General features: G+C 66.3%; 13 protein-coding genes, 1 tRNA gene, 2 pseudogenes and 1 riboswitch. Of the genes and pseudogenes, 9 read left to right on the forward strand and 7 right to left on the reverse strand.

Annotated features, from left to right (window positions below; translation table 11 throughout):
* The first annotated feature begins 30 nt into the window (after positions 1-30).
* The 8 genes from metK to ACVWZN_RS07725 all read left to right on the forward strand — a co-directional run bounded on the left by metK (position 31) and on the right by ACVWZN_RS07725 (position 8,965).
* A complete protein-coding gene (metK, locus tag ACVWZN_RS07690) occupies positions 31-1,242 on the forward strand; it encodes a methionine adenosyltransferase (protein ID WP_456953291.1) in 1,212 nt (403 codons plus the stop codon).
* A gap of 223 nt (positions 1,243-1,465) precedes the next feature.
* Positions 1,466-3,064, forward strand: coding sequence for an SDR family NAD(P)-dependent oxidoreductase (locus tag ACVWZN_RS07695; protein WP_456953292.1), 1,599 nt, complete (start codon positions 1,466-1,468; stop codon positions 3,062-3,064).
* Between the two features lie 55 nt (positions 3,065-3,119).
* Positions 3,120-3,217: riboswitch (S-adenosyl-L-homocysteine riboswitch) on the forward strand.
* A gap of 43 nt (positions 3,218-3,260) precedes the next feature.
* The gene (gene ahcY, locus ACVWZN_RS07700; RefSeq protein ID WP_456953293.1) at positions 3,261-4,691 is read left to right on the forward strand and encodes an adenosylhomocysteinase; all 1,431 of its coding nucleotides are present in this window, start codon (positions 3,261-3,263) and stop codon (positions 4,689-4,691) included.
* A gap of 278 nt (positions 4,692-4,969) precedes the next feature.
* Positions 4,970-5,662 carry a hypothetical protein gene (locus tag ACVWZN_RS07705; RefSeq protein ID WP_456953294.1) on the forward strand — a complete coding sequence of 231 codons (693 nt, stop codon included), beginning with the start codon at positions 4,970-4,972 and terminating at the stop codon, positions 5,660-5,662.
* Positions 5,663-5,749: 87 nt separating this feature from the next.
* Positions 5,750-6,571: a methylenetetrahydrofolate reductase [NAD(P)H] gene (metF, locus tag ACVWZN_RS07710; protein WP_456953295.1), complete on the forward strand. Its 822-nt coding sequence runs from the start codon at positions 5,750-5,752 to the stop codon at positions 6,569-6,571.
* Positions 6,572-6,689: 118 nt separating this feature from the next.
* Positions 6,690-7,319 (forward strand): hypothetical protein, encoded by a 630-nt coding sequence (locus ACVWZN_RS07715; RefSeq protein ID WP_456953296.1) that lies wholly within the window; start codon positions 6,690-6,692, stop codon positions 7,317-7,319.
* Positions 7,320-7,365: 46 nt separating this feature from the next.
* Entirely contained in the window at positions 7,366-7,992 is a 627-nt protein-coding gene (locus ACVWZN_RS07720) for a hypothetical protein (protein WP_456953297.1), read from the forward strand.
* 55 nt (positions 7,993-8,047) lie between these two features.
* Positions 8,048-8,965, forward strand: a complete 918-nt coding sequence (locus tag ACVWZN_RS07725; protein ID WP_027083291.1) for a branched-chain amino acid transaminase — start codon at positions 8,048-8,050, stop codon at positions 8,963-8,965.
* Positions 8,966-9,001: 36 nt separating this feature from the next.
* On the opposite strand, the pseudogene ACVWZN_RS07730 reads toward ACVWZN_RS07725, so the two are convergent.
* The 7 genes and pseudogenes from ACVWZN_RS07730 to ACVWZN_RS07760 all read right to left on the reverse strand — a co-directional run.
* A pseudogene (locus tag ACVWZN_RS07730) lies at positions 9,002-9,841 on the reverse strand (sensor histidine kinase); the annotation flags it as partial.
* A gap of 308 nt (positions 9,842-10,149) precedes the next feature.
* Positions 10,150-10,330: pseudogene (locus ACVWZN_RS07735) on the reverse strand (two-component sensor histidine kinase); the annotation flags it as partial.
* 82 nt (positions 10,331-10,412) lie between these two features.
* Positions 10,413-11,096, reverse strand: a complete 684-nt coding sequence (locus tag ACVWZN_RS07740; protein WP_027083289.1) for a response regulator transcription factor — start codon at positions 11,094-11,096, stop codon at positions 10,413-10,415.
* Positions 11,097-11,401: 305 nt separating this feature from the next.
* On the reverse strand, positions 11,402-12,310 hold the full coding sequence (gene rimK, locus ACVWZN_RS07745) for a 30S ribosomal protein S6--L-glutamate ligase (RefSeq protein WP_456953298.1): 909 nt from the start codon (positions 12,308-12,310) through the stop codon (positions 11,402-11,404).
* Complete coding sequence (locus ACVWZN_RS07750) at positions 12,307-12,771, reverse strand: ATP-dependent zinc protease family protein (RefSeq protein WP_456953299.1); 465 nt, start codon at positions 12,769-12,771, stop codon at positions 12,307-12,309. Before ACVWZN_RS07750 ends, rimK begins: the two co-directional genes overlap by 4 nt.
* 62 nt (positions 12,772-12,833) lie before the next feature.
* Positions 12,834-12,907: transfer RNA gene (locus ACVWZN_RS07755), tRNA-Gly, on the reverse strand.
* 55 nt (positions 12,908-12,962) lie between these two features.
* Positions 12,963-14,852, reverse strand: a complete 1,890-nt coding sequence (locus ACVWZN_RS07760) for an autotransporter domain-containing protein (RefSeq protein WP_456953300.1) — start codon at positions 14,850-14,852, stop codon at positions 12,963-12,965.
* 154 nt (positions 14,853-15,006) lie between these two features.
* On the opposite strand from ACVWZN_RS07760, the gene thiS reads away from it, so the two are divergent.
* Positions 15,007-15,219: a sulfur carrier protein ThiS gene (gene thiS, locus ACVWZN_RS07765; protein ID WP_456953301.1), complete on the forward strand. Its 213-nt coding sequence runs from the start codon at positions 15,007-15,009 to the stop codon at positions 15,217-15,219.
* Positions 15,220-15,296: the final 77 nt, after the last annotated feature.

A 15,296-nucleotide genomic window follows, 5' to 3' on the forward strand; every position in this document is an offset into this window, starting at 1 on the left:
CTTTCTATCCGAATACAAGGATATAACCCGATGTCCAGCTACCTCTTCACCTCGGAATCGGTCTCGGAAGGCCATCCGGACAAGATCGCCGACCAGATCTCCGACGCCGTCCTCGACGCGATCCTCGCGCAGGACAAGCGCGCCCGCGTGGCCTGCGAGACGATGGTGAAGACCGGCGCCGCGATCGTCGCCGGCGAAGTCACGACGTCGGCGTGGGTCGATATCGAGTCGCTCGCCCGCAACGTGATCAACGCGATCGGCTACGACAACTCGAACGTCGGCTTCGACGGCCACACCTGCGCGATCATCAACATGCTCGGCAAGCAGTCGCCGGACATCGCCGCGGGCGTGGATCGCACGTCGCCCGAAGAACAGGGCGCGGGCGACCAGGGCCTGATGTTCGGCTTCGCCTGCGACGAAGCGCCGGAATTCATGCCGGCGCCGCTGTACTACAGCCACCGTCTCGTCGAGCAGCAGGCCAAGGTTCGCAAGAACGGCACGCTGAACTGGCTGCGCCCGGACGCGAAGTCCCAGGTCACCCTGCGCTATGACGCGAACCACAAGGTGCTCGGCCTCGACGCAGTGGTGCTGTCGACGCAGCACGATCCGGACATCGCGCAGAAGGACCTCGTCGAGGCCGTCTACGAAGAGATCCTGAAGCCGGTGCTGCCAGCCGAGTGGCTGTCCGCGCTGCCGAAGCACAAGGTGCACATCAACCCGACGGGCATCTTCGTGATCGGCGGCCCGGTAGGCGATTGCGGCCTGACCGGTCGCAAGATCATCGTCGACAGCTACGGCGGCATGGCCCGCCACGGTGGCGGCGCGTTCTCCGGCAAGGATCCGTCGAAGGTCGACCGCTCGGCCGCGTACGCCGCGCGTTACGTCGCCAAGAACATCGTTGCGGCCGGCCTTGCCGAGCGCTGCGAAGTGCAGGTGTCGTACGCGATCGGCGTCGCCGAGCCGACCTCGATCTCGGTCACCACGTTCGGCACCGGCAAGATCTCGGACGAGAAGATCGAGCAGCTGATCCGCGCGCACTTCGACCTGCGCCCGTACGGCATCGTCAAGATGCTCGACCTGATCCACCCGGTGTACCAGCCGACCGCCGCCTACGGCCACTTCGGTCGCGCGCCGTACGAGCTGACCTACACCGGCCAGAACGGCGAGTCGGAAACGGCAACGGCCTTCTCGTGGGAGAAGACCGACCGCGCCGACGCACTGCGCAAGGAAGCGGGCATCTAAGCCGCTGCGAATGCTTCACCGGACGGGCCGCGAAAGCGGCCCGTTTCGTTTGGCGAGTCCCGTCAGCGCACGGCCGCTGCGTTAACGGCGTCACGCTGCCGGGCGCGCATCTCGTCGACGAAGCCGGCTTCGCCGGGCCATTGGTGCGAAAATGCGCCCGCGCCGGCCTGCCCGGCCTTCCACGACCGCCGACTCTCGACGGCTCGCTGACTTCGGTACTCCTATGAACGCTTCCCACGCCGCCGACGCCGTCGCGGCCGATCCCGCCGCGTCCGACCTCGCCGAGCGCGTGCGTGAAGCGACCGCGCTGCTCGCCCGCGTCGCAGCCGATCGCACCATCCTCGACGCGGTGCCACCCGAGGATCGCGCCCAACTGCATGCGGTCGTCGCGCAGGTCTACCACCCGGATCCGCGCGCGCGCCGGCAGCGACTGAAGGCGCGCGAGCGCGAGCGCAATGCCGAGAACATCCGTCGCACGGAAACGCTGCTGGATTCGACCGGCATCCGCGAGCTGCGTCGCAAGCCGGTGTTCACCACGCCGAACTACTTCCCGCCGAGCGCAGCCGGCCAGCCGATGCTCGAAGCACCGGCGCCGCATGTCGCGTCGCCGGATCGCGAATCGCCTGAACTGCTGCACTGCTACGTCTGCAAGCAGAAGTACACGCAGGTGCATCACTTCTACGACCAGCTCTGCCCGTCGTGCGCGGACTTCAATTACTTCAAGCGCACGGAGCTCGCCGACCTGACGGGTCGCACCGCGCTGTTGACCGGTGGCCGCGTCAAGATCGGTTACCAGGCCGGCATGAAGCTGCTGCGCGCCGGTGCACGGCTCATCGTCACCACACGTTTTCCGCGCGACTCCGCCATGCGCTACGCGCAGGAACCGGACTTTGCCGACTGGGCGCATCGCCTCGAGATTTTCGGCCTCGACCTGCGTCACACGCCGAGTGTCGAAGCGTTCTGCACCGAGCTGCTGCGCACGCACGACCGCCTCGACTTCATCATCAACAACGCCTGCCAGACGGTGCGTCGCCCGCCGGAGTTCTACGCGCACATGATGGCCGGCGAGACGGCCGCACTGCACGAGGCGCCCGAGGAAATCCGTCGACTCATCGGCCGTTACGAAGGCCTGCGCAGCTACACGATGCTGCCGGAAGGCGATGCGTCGCAGTCGCTGCTGTCGACGGATGCGAAGGCATTGCGCGATGCCGCGGGACTCACGCGTGCAGCCGAACTTTCGCAGGTGCCGTTGCTCGCCGAAGAACTGCTCGGCCAGAAGCATCTGTTCCCCGAAGGCCAGCTCGACCAGGACCTGCAGCAGATCGACCTGCGCGGTCGCAATTCGTGGCGCCTGCTGATGCACGAAGTGCCGGCGGTCGAACTGCTGGAGACGCAGCTCGTCAATGCGGTTGCGCCCTTCATCATCAATGCGCGCCTGAAGCCACTAATGCTGCGCACGCCGGAGCGTGACAAGCACATCGTCAACGTGTCGGCAGTCGAAGGTCAGTTCTATCGCAACTTCAAGACGACGCGTCATCCGCACACGAACATGGCGAAGGCCGCGCTCAACATGATGACGCGCACCGCCGCCGCGGATTACCAGGCCGACGGCATCCACATGAACTCCGTCGACACCGGCTGGGTGACGGACGAGGATCCGGTGGAGATCGCGGCGCGCAAGGTCGTGGAAGAGCGCTTCCACCCGCCGCTCGACATCCTCGACGGCGCGGCGCGAATCGTCGACCCGATCATCCACGGGCTCAACACCGGCGAGCACGTGTGGGGCCAGTTCCTCAAGGACTACAAGCCGACCGACTGGTAACGAGCGGCGGTACCGGCATCCGTCGGCCATCCGCTGCCTTGATACAATGCCGGCGCCCACCGAGGGGCGCTGCGACCGTTCGCAAGCGACCGTGCACTGCACGACGCCGACGGCCAGGCTCGGTGGCGATCTTCCAAACGGCGCCCGTGCAGGAATCCCGTCACACGCGGATTCCCTCACGACCACGGAGCTACCAATGAACGCTATGCCCAAGACCTTCTCCACGGAAGGTGATTACAAGGTTGCCGATATCTCGCTGGCCGACTGGGGCCGCAAGGAACTCGACATCGCCGAGCAGGAAATGCCGGGCCTGATGTCGATCCGCGCGAAGTACGCGCCGTCGAGCCCGCTGAAGGACGTCCGCGTCACCGGCTCGCTGCACATGACCATCCAGACCGGCGTGCTGATCGAGACGCTGAAGGATCTCGGCGCCGACGTGCGCTGGGCTTCGTGCAACATCTTCTCGACGCAGGACCATGCTGCCGCCGCGATCGCCGCAAAGGGCACGCCGGTGTTCGCGTGGAAGGGCGAGTCGCTCGAGGAATACTGGGACTGCACGCTCGACGCGCTGACGTTCCCGGGTGGCCTCGGCCCGCAGCTCGTCGTCGACGACGGCGGCGACGTCACCCTGCTGATCCACAAGGGCTTCGAGCTCGAGAAGGGTTCGAAGTGGGTCGACGAGCCGGCTTCGTCGCACGAAGAACAGGTCATCAAGAACCTGCTCAAGCGCGTGGCCAAGGAGCGTCCGGGTTTCTGGCACAAGGTCGTTGCCGACTGGAAGGGCGTCTCCGAAGAGACGACCACCGGCGTGCACCGCCTCTACAAGCTCGCCGAAACGGGTGAGCTGCTGGTGCCGGCGATCAACGTCAACGACTCGGTCACCAAGTCGAAGTTCGACAACCTCTACGGCTGCCGCGAGTCGCTGGCCGATGGCCTGAAGCGCGCGATGGACGTGATGCTTGCCGGCAAGGTCGCGGTGGTCTGCGGCTACGGCGACGTCGGCAAGGGTTCGGCGCATTCGCTGCGTGCCTACGGCGCGCGCGTCGTCGTCACCGAGATCGATCCGATTAACGCCCTGCAGGCCGCGATGGAAGGCTTCGAGGTCAACACGATCGAAGCGACGCTCGGCCGCGGCGACATCTACGTGACGACGACCGGCAACAAGGACGTCATCACGCTCGAGCACATGAGCCGCATGAAGGACCAGGCGATCGTCTGCAACATCGGCCACTTCGACAACGAGATCCAGGTCGACGCGCTGAATCAGTCCGACGCCGTGCGCCTGAACATCAAGCCGCAGGTCGACAAGTACACGTTCGCGAACGGCAACTCGATCTTCCTGCTGGCCGAAGGCCGCCTGGTGAACCTCGGTTGCGCCACCGGCCACCCGAGCTTCGTCATGTCGAACTCGTTCTCCAACCAGACGCTCGCGCAGCTGGACCTGTGGGCGCGCAAGGACGAGTACGAAGCGAAGGTCTACATCCTCCCGAAGAAGCTCGACGAGGAAGTCGCTCGCCTGCACCTCGAGAAGATCGGCGTGAAGCTGACCGTGCTCACCGACGACCAGGCCTCGTACCTCGGCGTCGACAAGGACGGCCCGTACAAGCCGGATCACTACCGCTACTGATCGCTCGCGATCGGCAGTAACGGAACGGGCGCTTCGGCGCCCGTTTTGTTTGGCGCGAGCGCGGGAAACGGCTACGGCCGGTTGTCGATACTGATTCGGCGTAGTGCTGAGCACGGTCCAGCACGGCTAATGTGAGTGCGTTGTGAACCGCCGCCGTGAAACTGCGGACTCGTGCACATTCAGTTGCCATGTTCACGCTGCTTCTGCGACGAACGGCACGGAGCGATGTGATGGTTGCGCGACGATGAGCCTCGGGGATTCCGAACGGTCGCACGTCAGTGAAGCGCATTCTTGTCGCAGCAAGTGTCGCCCTCCTTGTGGTCACGGGCGCGGTTCGCGCGGCCGATGTGCCGGATGTCGACACCGATAACGCCACCGTCGAAGTGGTCGCGAACGAGCATGCGCTGCGCATCAGCGGCGTCATCGGCCAGCGGTTCGAAAACGATGTCCGCGCGGCTCTGGACCGCAATCCGCACACGCAACGACTGATCGTCAGCGGTCCCGGTGGAATGCGCGCGCAGGCGCTGCGCGTTGCCGACCTCGCCAACGCGCGCGGCATCGCGGTACGCGTCACCGGTCGCTGCGCGAGTGCATGCGCGCTGATGTGGGCGGCGGCCACGACACGCGAAATGACCTACGACTCGGGCCTCGGACTGCATCGCAGCGCGCTCGATCCGTCGCTCGCCCTGCCCGACCTGCTGCGCCAGAAGATCATGGCGCGCAACGATCGCCAGACCGACGACGTGCTGCGCAAGGCCGGGTTTCCGGAACGCGTGATCGCCGCGGGCGCGTCGACGCCCGCATCGTCGATGAGCTGGTTCAGCCCTTACGAACTGAAGACCGGGGGCGTTCCGTTCGTGCTGCTCGATACGTCGGGCCAGCTCGCATCAATGGACGCAAAGACCGGGCGGCTGGTCCACGCCTCGGCTTCCCCATCGGCGTCGACGAGCGGGTCGCGTACGACGCAGTAAGCGGTGCGGCTGATCCGCGAGCGCCCAGCCGTTTCGTTCCATCGCGATAGAAAGATAGAATGCGCCCACTTCCTCGCTGGGCGCGTCATGGTTCCCGTCAGCTTCGAGTTCTACCCCCCGAAGACGCCCGAGCAGCACGCGCAGCTCGACAAGACCGTCGCCAAGCTCCGTAGCGCGGGCCCCGAGTACGTCAGCGTGACCTTCGGCGCGGGTGGCTCCACGCTCAGCCACACGCCGGAGACGATCCAGAAGCTGCGTACCGACGGCTTCGACGCGGCGCCGCACATCACCTGCATGGGCGGTTCGCGCGAAGAAATCCGTGGCCTGCTCAAGCTCTATCGCGCGCTCGGCGCGAAGCGGCTGGTGGCACTGCGCGGCGACCTGCCGTCCGGCATGGTCAGCGCCGGCGAGTTCCGCTACGCCGACGAACTGGTGAAGTTCATCCGCGAGGAAACCGGCGATCACTTCCACGTTGAAGTCGCCGCGTATCCGGAAATGCATCCGCAGGCGCGCGATTCGCAGGCCGACCTTCGCAACTTCATCGGCAAGGTGCGCGCCGGTGCGAACGGCGCGATCACGCAGTACTTCTACAACGCCGACGCGTATTTCCGTTTCGTCGACGACGTGCGTCGCGCCGGCATCGATATCCCGGTCGTGCCCGGCATCATGCCGATCGCGAACTTCAGCCAGATCCGTCGTTTCTCGGAACTGTGCGGCGCGGAAATCCCGCGCTGGGTCGCGCAACGCATGCTCGCGTACGCGGATGACGCCGACAGCGTGCGCGCGTTCGGTGCCGAGGTCGTCGGACAACTCTGCCGCCGCTTGATCGAAGGCGGCGCACCGTCGCTTCACTTCTACACGTTGAATCTGTCGAAACCGACTCTGAACGTTTTGGCGCAAATGCGCTGATTTTCCGGATCAGTTCGCTAGCGGTTCAGTTCCAGGGCGTCTGTCACACTTCGCGTTGACATACGCGTTTCGACCATGCACGCACCGAAGTCTGCAGGTGCGTGCCATGAAAGTCCCGATGTCCTTGCTCACGTTCGCGCTGGGTCTTGGACTCACGTTGCCGGTCGCGCCCGACGTGCATGCCGCGTACACCGGCATCCAGCGTTGCCGCGCGCCGGACGGCACGTCCGTCTATACCGACAAGCCCTGCGGTGCGTTCGGTGCGACGCCCGCGCCGGTTTCCGAAGATCTCGGCATGCGCCTGATGAGCGAAGCATCGCGCGAGCCGGAGGCGTATGCCGATGCGTCGCAGAGCAACGCGATCGCACCGTCGTCGAATGTCGGGCGTCGTTCGCTTGCGGATGGTTGCGCACGCACGCCGACGCAGCTCGCGATGGACATCCAAGGCTCGATGGTGATGCGCGACGTCAATCGTCTCGCCGAAAGCTGGCAGTGGGCGGGCATGACGAAGCAGCAGGCGACGCCGGTGATGGCGCACCTCGAAAGGCTGACGCACGAGCAGCTCGTGTCGACGCAGTATTTCGACGCACAGATGGGTCTCGGCGCGCAGCTCGCATCCGCCGATAACGCGTCGCCGGGCGACGGCCGCGCGGGCATTCTGCAGATGTCGATGGTCGGCAAGAACGTTCCGCAGTCGATGGAACTGAACGTCGAGCGCTACGCGGGCTGCTATTTCGTCCACTTCTGACGTCCGAGAGGGCGACGTCGCACCGCGGCGGCTTTAGGCTTGGCGGGTGCGACGCCATGCCCTGCTCCTGATCGTCCTGATCCTCTGCGCATTCCCGCTTGCCGGGTTCGCGCAGGTGCGCCATTGCGTGATGCCGAACGGCACCGAGGTCTATACCGACCAGCGCTGCGATGCGATCGGCGCGCAGGAGCGCGTGGCCACGCCAAACCCCGCTGGTTCGACGCCGCAACTGCGCAGTTACCGCCCGGCTTGTCCGCGCACGCTGCGCGACCTGGCCTACGAGGTGACGTCGTCCGTCGAGGCCCACGACGTCAATCGGCTAGCGTCGGTCTATCTCTGGAGCGGCACCGGCACGCGCGAGGCCTATGCGCTGATGGATCGCCTGCAGGCCGTCGTCGATCGTCCGCTGGTCGACCTGCAGCCGGTCTGGCCGGACGGCGAGCCCTACCCGTCCTCCGTGCCGCCCACGCACCCGCCGATCGCGCTGCGGCTCGAGCAGACCTCCGCCAAAGGCAGCACGCCCATCCGCGCGGTGTTCGGGCTGCGCAAGTACCTGGACTGCTGGTGGATCGTCGAGGGCGGCGCGCGACGGACACCTGCGGCCGCGTCTGCAACGCCTCCTGTGCCCGTCACGGACGCCCCGCCACTACCGGACGCACCGCCCGTCGACTGACGGCGTCCTGCCGGCTCAGGGCACAATACGCGCTTCCTTGCACCGGACGTCGCGCATGCACTACCCCGAATGGATCTGGCACAACGGCGCGATCAAGCCGTGGGCCGAGGCGACCACGCACGTGATGTCGCATGCGCTGCACTACGGCTCGTCCGTGTTCGAGGGCATCCGCTGCTACGAGACGCCGAACGGCCCGGCGATCTTCCGCCTGACGGAGCACAACCGCCGCCTGTACGCCTCGGCGCGCATCTACGAGATGGCCATCCCCTACTCGCTCGACGAGATCAACGCGGCTTGCCGCGAGGTGATCCTGCGCAACGGCCTGACGCGCGCCTACCTGCGCCCGCTCGCCTACCGCGGCCTCGGCGGGTTCGGCCTGTCGGCGGAAACGCCGGTCGATGTGTCGGTCGCCTCCTGGTTCATGGGACCGTACCTGGGCGAAGGCGTGCTCGAGCAGGGCATCGACGCCTGCGTATCCAGCTGGCAGCGCTTCGCACCGAACACGATTCCCGCGGGCGCGAAGGCCGGCGGCAATTACCTGTCCGGCCAGCTGATCGCGCGCGAAGCGCGTCGTCTCGGCTTCGGCGAAGGCATCGCGCTGGCGTCGACCGGCCTGCTCAGCGAAGGCGCCGGCGAGAACCTGTTCCTCGTGTTCGATGGCGTGCTGCACACCACGCCGGTCAGCGCCGCGCTGCTCAACGGCATCACGCGCAACACGATCATGACGCTCGCGCGCGACAACGGCATCACCGTGATCGAGCGCGACATCCCGCGCGAATACCTCTACCTCTGCGACGAACTCTTCATGTGCGGCACGGCGGCAGAGATCACACCAATCCGTTCGGTCGACGGTCGCCAGATCGGCGCAGGCAAGACGGGGCCGCTGACCAAGCGCATCCAGGACCTCTTCTTCGGTCTGTTCGAAGGCACGACGCCGGACCGCTACGGCTGGCTTGAACCGCTGGAAGGCTGATGGACCAGGCGCGACGCTGATTCGGCGTCGCGCCTTTCAACCGAACGTCAGCGTCGCCACCACACCGCGTTCTGCGCCCGGCTTCACCTGCACTTGCCAGCCGTAGAGTTCGCACAGGCGTCGCACGATCGACAGCCCGATGCCGCCGCCCTGCGAATGCCCGGCGTGCGTGCCGCGATAGCCACGCTCGAACAGGCGTGCCGCGTCTTCCGGGCTAAGCCCCGGCCCCGAATCGACGACATCGACCGCGAGCGGCTTCAGCCGCACGACGACGGCGCCTTCCGCGGTGTACTTCACCGCGTTGCCGATCAGGTTGTTGAGCGCAACGGTGACCGCCGATTCCGGCGCGTCGACGACGAGCCCGCGCTGACCCTCGATGCTCAACGTCACAGGCTTCCCACCGAGCTGCGCGCGATGCGCATCGAGTAATTGCTCGGCGACCTTGGCCACGTCGGTGCTGCCCGATCCGCGTTCGTTGCGCGACAACAGCAACAGCGCACTGATCAGGTCGGTGCACTGCTGTTCCGCGCGTTGGATCCGCATCATCCTGCTCAGCGTCTTCTCGTCGACACCATCGCGCGCAAGCATCAACTCCACGGCACCGCGGATCACGGCGAGTGGCGTGCGCAGTTCGTGGCTGACGTCCGCGTTGAATTCGCGATCGCGCTGCACGACGTGGGTGAGGCGCGTGGAGTATTCGTCGAGTGCAGCGGCCAGCTGCCCAACTTCGTCGTCGGCGAAATCATTTGCGAGTGGCTCGTTCAGGCCAGCACGCGAGCGTTTAAGGCGCTTCGCGAGTTCGAGTACCGGGCTCATGACGCGGGAAGCCGACCACCAACCCAAAAGAAACGACAGCAGAGTGAATGCGAACACCGAAACGATCACGCCTTGTCGCAGCTTCGATGCAGTCTCCGCCGCACCGGTAACGTCGTATCGAATCAGGCTGGTGAAGGGTTCGCCGTCGTTGAGCACGCCCTTCCGGACGGCGACCTTGTAGTCATGCCATTCACCGTTGGGCGCGAGCTGGCGAACGTCGTGGATGCCCGGCGAAAGATCCCGATAGTGAGGGTCGACGGTGTAGGCCTTGCGATCGCTCCACGTCCGCGCATCGAATGTCAGGAAGAACTTCGGCGCGGTCGGATCGGCTTCGACCTGACGCGTCAGGCTGCTGACTTCGCGCATCAGCGTGCGCTCGACGAGTTGGCTCTCGAGCCGATCACGCAACGCGAGCGTCGCAACCGCAAACAGCGCGGTCAGGCTAAAACCCAGCAACACGAAACCGAGAATGATTCGGCTGCGCAGCCTGCGGCGGTAGCGAGTGCGGATTCGGGCACGCGGGGACGCGGCCGGGCTGGCGGACGCCATGAGTCGTCGGCTCTGCGGAGTTGGCGCAGTCTATGCGTTCGCGCGGCCGCTCACGAGGCCGCGCGACGCACTGCGTCTTGGATCAGACGCCGCCGTCGGGCGCGGCGATGCGATAGCCGATGCCGTGGCGGGTCTGGATCAGCGGCACGCCGAACGGCTTGTCGACCACCGCACGCAGGCCGTGGATGTGCACGCGCAGCGAATCGGAATCCGGAAGCTCTTCGCCCCAGACGCGCGTTTCGAGCTCCTGTCGCGTCACTACTGCCGGGGATGCTTCCATCAGCGCCTGCAGGATTTTCAGCGCGGTGGGGTTGAGCTGCAGCAGCTTGCCCTGACGTCGCACCTCGAGCGTATCGAGGTTGTATTCGAGGTCGGCGGTGTTGAGCACGCGCGTCTGCACGCCGCGTCCGCGACGCGACAGCGCGGCGAGCCGCACTTCGACTTCCTGCAGCGCGAACGGCTTGATCAGGTAGTCGTCGGCGCCGGAGTCGAAGCCTGCGAGCTTGTTGTCGAGCGAATCGCGCGCGGTGAGCATCAGCACCGGCGTCTGCTTGCGCGCTTCGTTGCGCAGCTTGCGACAGACCTCGAGGCCGTCGAGGCCCGGAAGGTTGAGGTCCAGCACGATGGCGTCGAAGTCGTGCACGACTGCGAGATGGAGGCCGGTGATGCCGTCGGCGGCGAAATCGACGGTGTGGCCGCGGTCTTCGAGGAAGTCGCCGAGATTCGCGGCGATGTCCTGGTTGTCCTCGATGACAAGGATGCGCATGGAGGTTTCCTGAGGCTGGAGCCGGCTACCCGAAACCATCGGATTCGGGGCATGGGAAGCGCGGGGATCGGAGGTTCGCGTATGCATCGCTCGATTGTGTCAGACGGCTGTTCATGCACGGTGTTCACATCTGACCGGCGGCACCAAAAAAAGTGCCCGGACGCGAGCGCCCGGGCAAAAAGTGTTACCCCGATTACCGCGGCCCGCCGAGGAGCCACCCCGGGATGAGCTGCGGTCGGGGCACGCTACGCCCGAAACCCTTAAACGATGGTTAAGGGCGTACCGGTTTTTTCGTAAAGGAATCGTTATTTCTTACGGGCGGTCCGCGCCGGCTTCGCCGGTGGGCACGCGCGTGCAACAAAGCGGACGATTTCACCCGCAACGTCCTTTCCGGAGGCCTTTTCGATGCCCTCCAGCCCGGGGGAGGCGTTCACCTCGAGGACCAGCGGACCGCGGTCGGAACGGATCAGGTCGACACCGGCGACGCCCAGGCCGAGGACCTCGGTCGCCCGTACAGCGACCTCGACCTCGGCCTTGGTCGGCTTGACCCCGACCGCCGTGCCGCCGCGGTGCAGGTTCGAGCGGAATTCGCCGGCCGGAGCCTGCCGCCGCATTGCGGCGATGACCTTGTCGCCCACGACGAAGCAGCGCAGATCGGCGCCCTTCGCCTCGGCGATGAATTCCTGCACCAGGAAGTTCGCGTACAGGCCGCGCAGCGCTTCCGTGATGCCGCGCGAGGCCGACAGCTTCTCTGCGAGGATCACGCCCGTGCCCTGCGAACTCTCGGTGAGTTTGATGACGTGCGGCGACGCGCCGAGCAGGTTGAGCAGGTCGCTGGTGTCGTCGGGGTTGTCGCCGAACACCGTCACCGGCATGCGAATGCCTTCGGCCGCCAGCAGCTGGTGCGCGCGCAGCTTGTCGCGCGCACGCAGGATGGCGTCCGACGGATTCGGCGTGTACGTGCCCATCAGTTCGAACTGGCGCAGCACCGCCGAGCCATAGCGCGTGACCGACGCACCGACGCGCGGCACCACCGCTTCGAAACCGGTGAGCGCCTTGCCCTTGTAGTGCATCGCGAAGCCTTCCGACGCGATGCGCATGTAGCAGCGCAGCGGATCGAGCACGCGGACGGTGTGGCCTTCTTCGCGCGCGGCCTCGACGAGGCGGCGCGTGGAATACAGCGAGCTGTTGCGCGAGAGGATCGCGAGTTTCATGGGGAAGGCGTCGGCAAGGGGGAACGGCGCGCGGCGCGGCCGTGCACGTAGGATCGTGACGGATCGACCGTAAAAATTCCGGATAGCGCGGTACGGCCGATCAGCATGGGAAACCGCATGTCGCGACGGTCGGCGAGGTTCACTTCGATCTCGCGTTCCACGCCGCCCAAGGACATCCGCATACGCAGGAAGATACGCGTGGTGCGATGGCCGCCGGAGTCGACGACGTCGCGTTCGTCGTGGATGGGCGCTTCGAGTTCGACGGTGCGACGCGTGCTCGGGCTCATGCGGAAGCCGACCCACGACGCGCCGTCGCGCTCGAACCGCCACTGCGTGTCCACGTGCACGGCGGACGTGCGCGCGCCGGTGTCGATCTTCGCGCGCACCGCGGCCAGGCCGAGGTCCGGCAGGGCCACGCGCTCACGCCAGCCGACCACGATCGGGGACGACGGGATGTCCACTGGCTTTCCCCTGGCGAAAACGAAAACGGCGGCCAGTGTGACTGGTCGCCGTTTCGTTTATGTGGAGCGGGTGATGGGAATCGAACCCACGCTAGCAGCTTGGGAAGCTGCAGTTCTACCATTGAACTACACCCGCGAGGCCTGAAGTCTAGGCCGCGCGCGCGCCGCTTGGCAACGCGCGCGGCGGTCGATCAGAACCCGCTGCCGACGGTCAGGAACACCGACGCGTCGTTGCCGCCCTTCTGCATCTCGGTCAGGCTCGCACCGATGTTGGTGTCGAGGCCGAACGCCTTGGTGCGCACGCCGAACGCCAGCGTCGAGTACGTGTCGTCGAGCTGGACGCCCGGCACCGCGTAGTCACCCGTGGTCGACAGCGACTGCGAACGCGCGAATGCCTGGTCCGGCTGGTCCTCGAACTCGCGGTCGAAGGTCAGGCGGGCATACGGCATCACGACGCCGGCGTCGTAATGCGCCTGCCAACCGATCTTGCCGATCAGCGAATCGAACGACTGGTCCGGATAGGCAAGCGAGGTGGACAGCGTCGCCTGGTCTTCCTCGAAGCCGTCGATGTCGATGTGCTGCGACAGCACGCCGATCACGGGGCCGTGCTTGAACGCGCCGGTGCCGAACTCCCAACCGCCTTCGGCGCCGAGCGTCAGCGTGTTGCCGTTGGTGCCGCCGCGGTGGATGCGCTCGGCGTTGCCCAGCTGCACATGGCGGTCGGTGTCGTAGTTGGTGCGCGTGTAGCTCAGCTGGCCGTCGACCCATGCCGCGTCGCTGTGCCAGGCGATGTAGCCGCCAAGCGTCGCGTCGTGCTGGTCGAACTCGCCGCCGTTGTTGCCCCAGTCGAACGAGCTGCGGCCGAAGCCACCGAAGCCGCCGTACACGACATTGCCAGACTTCCAGTCGACGCCGCCGGTCAGCGACGGACCGGTGCCGTCATACAGGTCGCCCTTGCCGTAACGCTGGAAGTCGCCGCGGGCGTTCGCCCACCAGCGCATGCCTTCGCCGTCGGCGATCGAACGCGCCATCGCCTCGCCACCAACGACTTCGGCGCGCGAGCGGTTGATGACCGACGTGGTGTGCGTCAGCAGCTGCACCTGGCGCGGCGCCTCGAGGATCGAGATCGCGTAGTCGCCCATGATCTGGTGGCCGGCGAGCGTCGGGTGGACGCCGTCGGCGAACAGATAGGTGTACGGCGCGTTTGCGTTGATGTACGTCGTCGGATTACATGTCAGCGACTGCGCCGTGATCTGCGGCTGGCAGGCTGTATGCGTAACGTCGGCGATACCGAACTGCGCGGGATTCGCGATGACCTCGCCCAACAGATGGAACGTGTCGAGCGGGATTACGTTAGCGCTGCCGGCGGCCAGGCCGCTGAAAAGCGTGTTGTTGTACAGCGTCGACAACTGCGTACCCTGCGTCGTCGTGTGCTGTGCGGCAGCGGACGGCGTCGCACCGATGTCTGGAACGGTGGCCACGACGATGTACCGGGCGCCCGCGTTGCTCAGCTGATTGACGATCGCGACCTGGGCAGTCGCCGCAGCGCCCACTGCAGCGCCTGCGGCCGTCGGCGAACTCGTTGGCGCATTGAAGATGTCGTTCGCACCACCCCAGACGGTATACAACGCATTCGGATCCGCGCGGCCGCCGTTATTGGCGAGGTACGTATTGACCTGTGTCTGCAGGGAGGCCACCGGCGGCGCGATCGCTGCCGGCAGAGTCGGGGCAAACGGATTCGGCGCGTCCACAGCGACACGAGCGCCACCGATCGCGAAATCCGTGCCGCTCGGGTTCGTCGTCCGCGCCGTAGGCGTGTTCGGCAACCCGTACTGGTAGTACGGCGTCGCGCTGGTGCCGTAGAAGTCGGCCAGATACTCGGCCCAGATCAGAGCCGGGTTCGTGGTGAAGCGACCCGCGATGGCGGCGGATGGACCGGCCTGCGCGACCAGTGCCGGACGAAGCGCGCCTGTATCGGTCAGCGAGTCGCCGAAGAACACGGTCTGGGAATAGGTCTGCGCGAAGGCGGGCATCGCGGCAAGAGCGAGCGCGGCGGCCAGCGCGGTACGAACAGGTTTCATCGTTGCGTCCTTGAAAACGGTGGGACCGCCGCGTACGCGGGCGGATGGCCGGCATCGAAGCACGTGAAGGTCCCGTTACGCAAGCGGCGTCCGACATAGGCCAAACCGCTTCACGAAGGGATGCGAGGGCCGCCCGGCGGGGCGACAATGGGCCATGGAATCGAGCCTCAACCTCCAGCTCAACGGCGAGCCCCGCAGCGTGCCCGCCTCCACCGACCTGCTTCGCCTGCTGGAACGCGAGGGCCTCGGCGAACGCCGGGTGGCGGTCGAGATCAACGGCGAGATCGTCCCGCGCAGCCGGCATGCGGGGCATGCGCTGCACGACGGCGACCGGGTCGAGATCGTGCATGCGTTGGGAGGTGGGTGAGAGCGGGCCGCTAACGCGGCACCACCGGGTGGCCTGTTCGAACGCCGGCGCCGCGAGCGCCGACCGGGTGAGCGGTG

The sequence above is a fragment of the Lysobacter sp. HA35 genome (assembly GCF_054061195.1).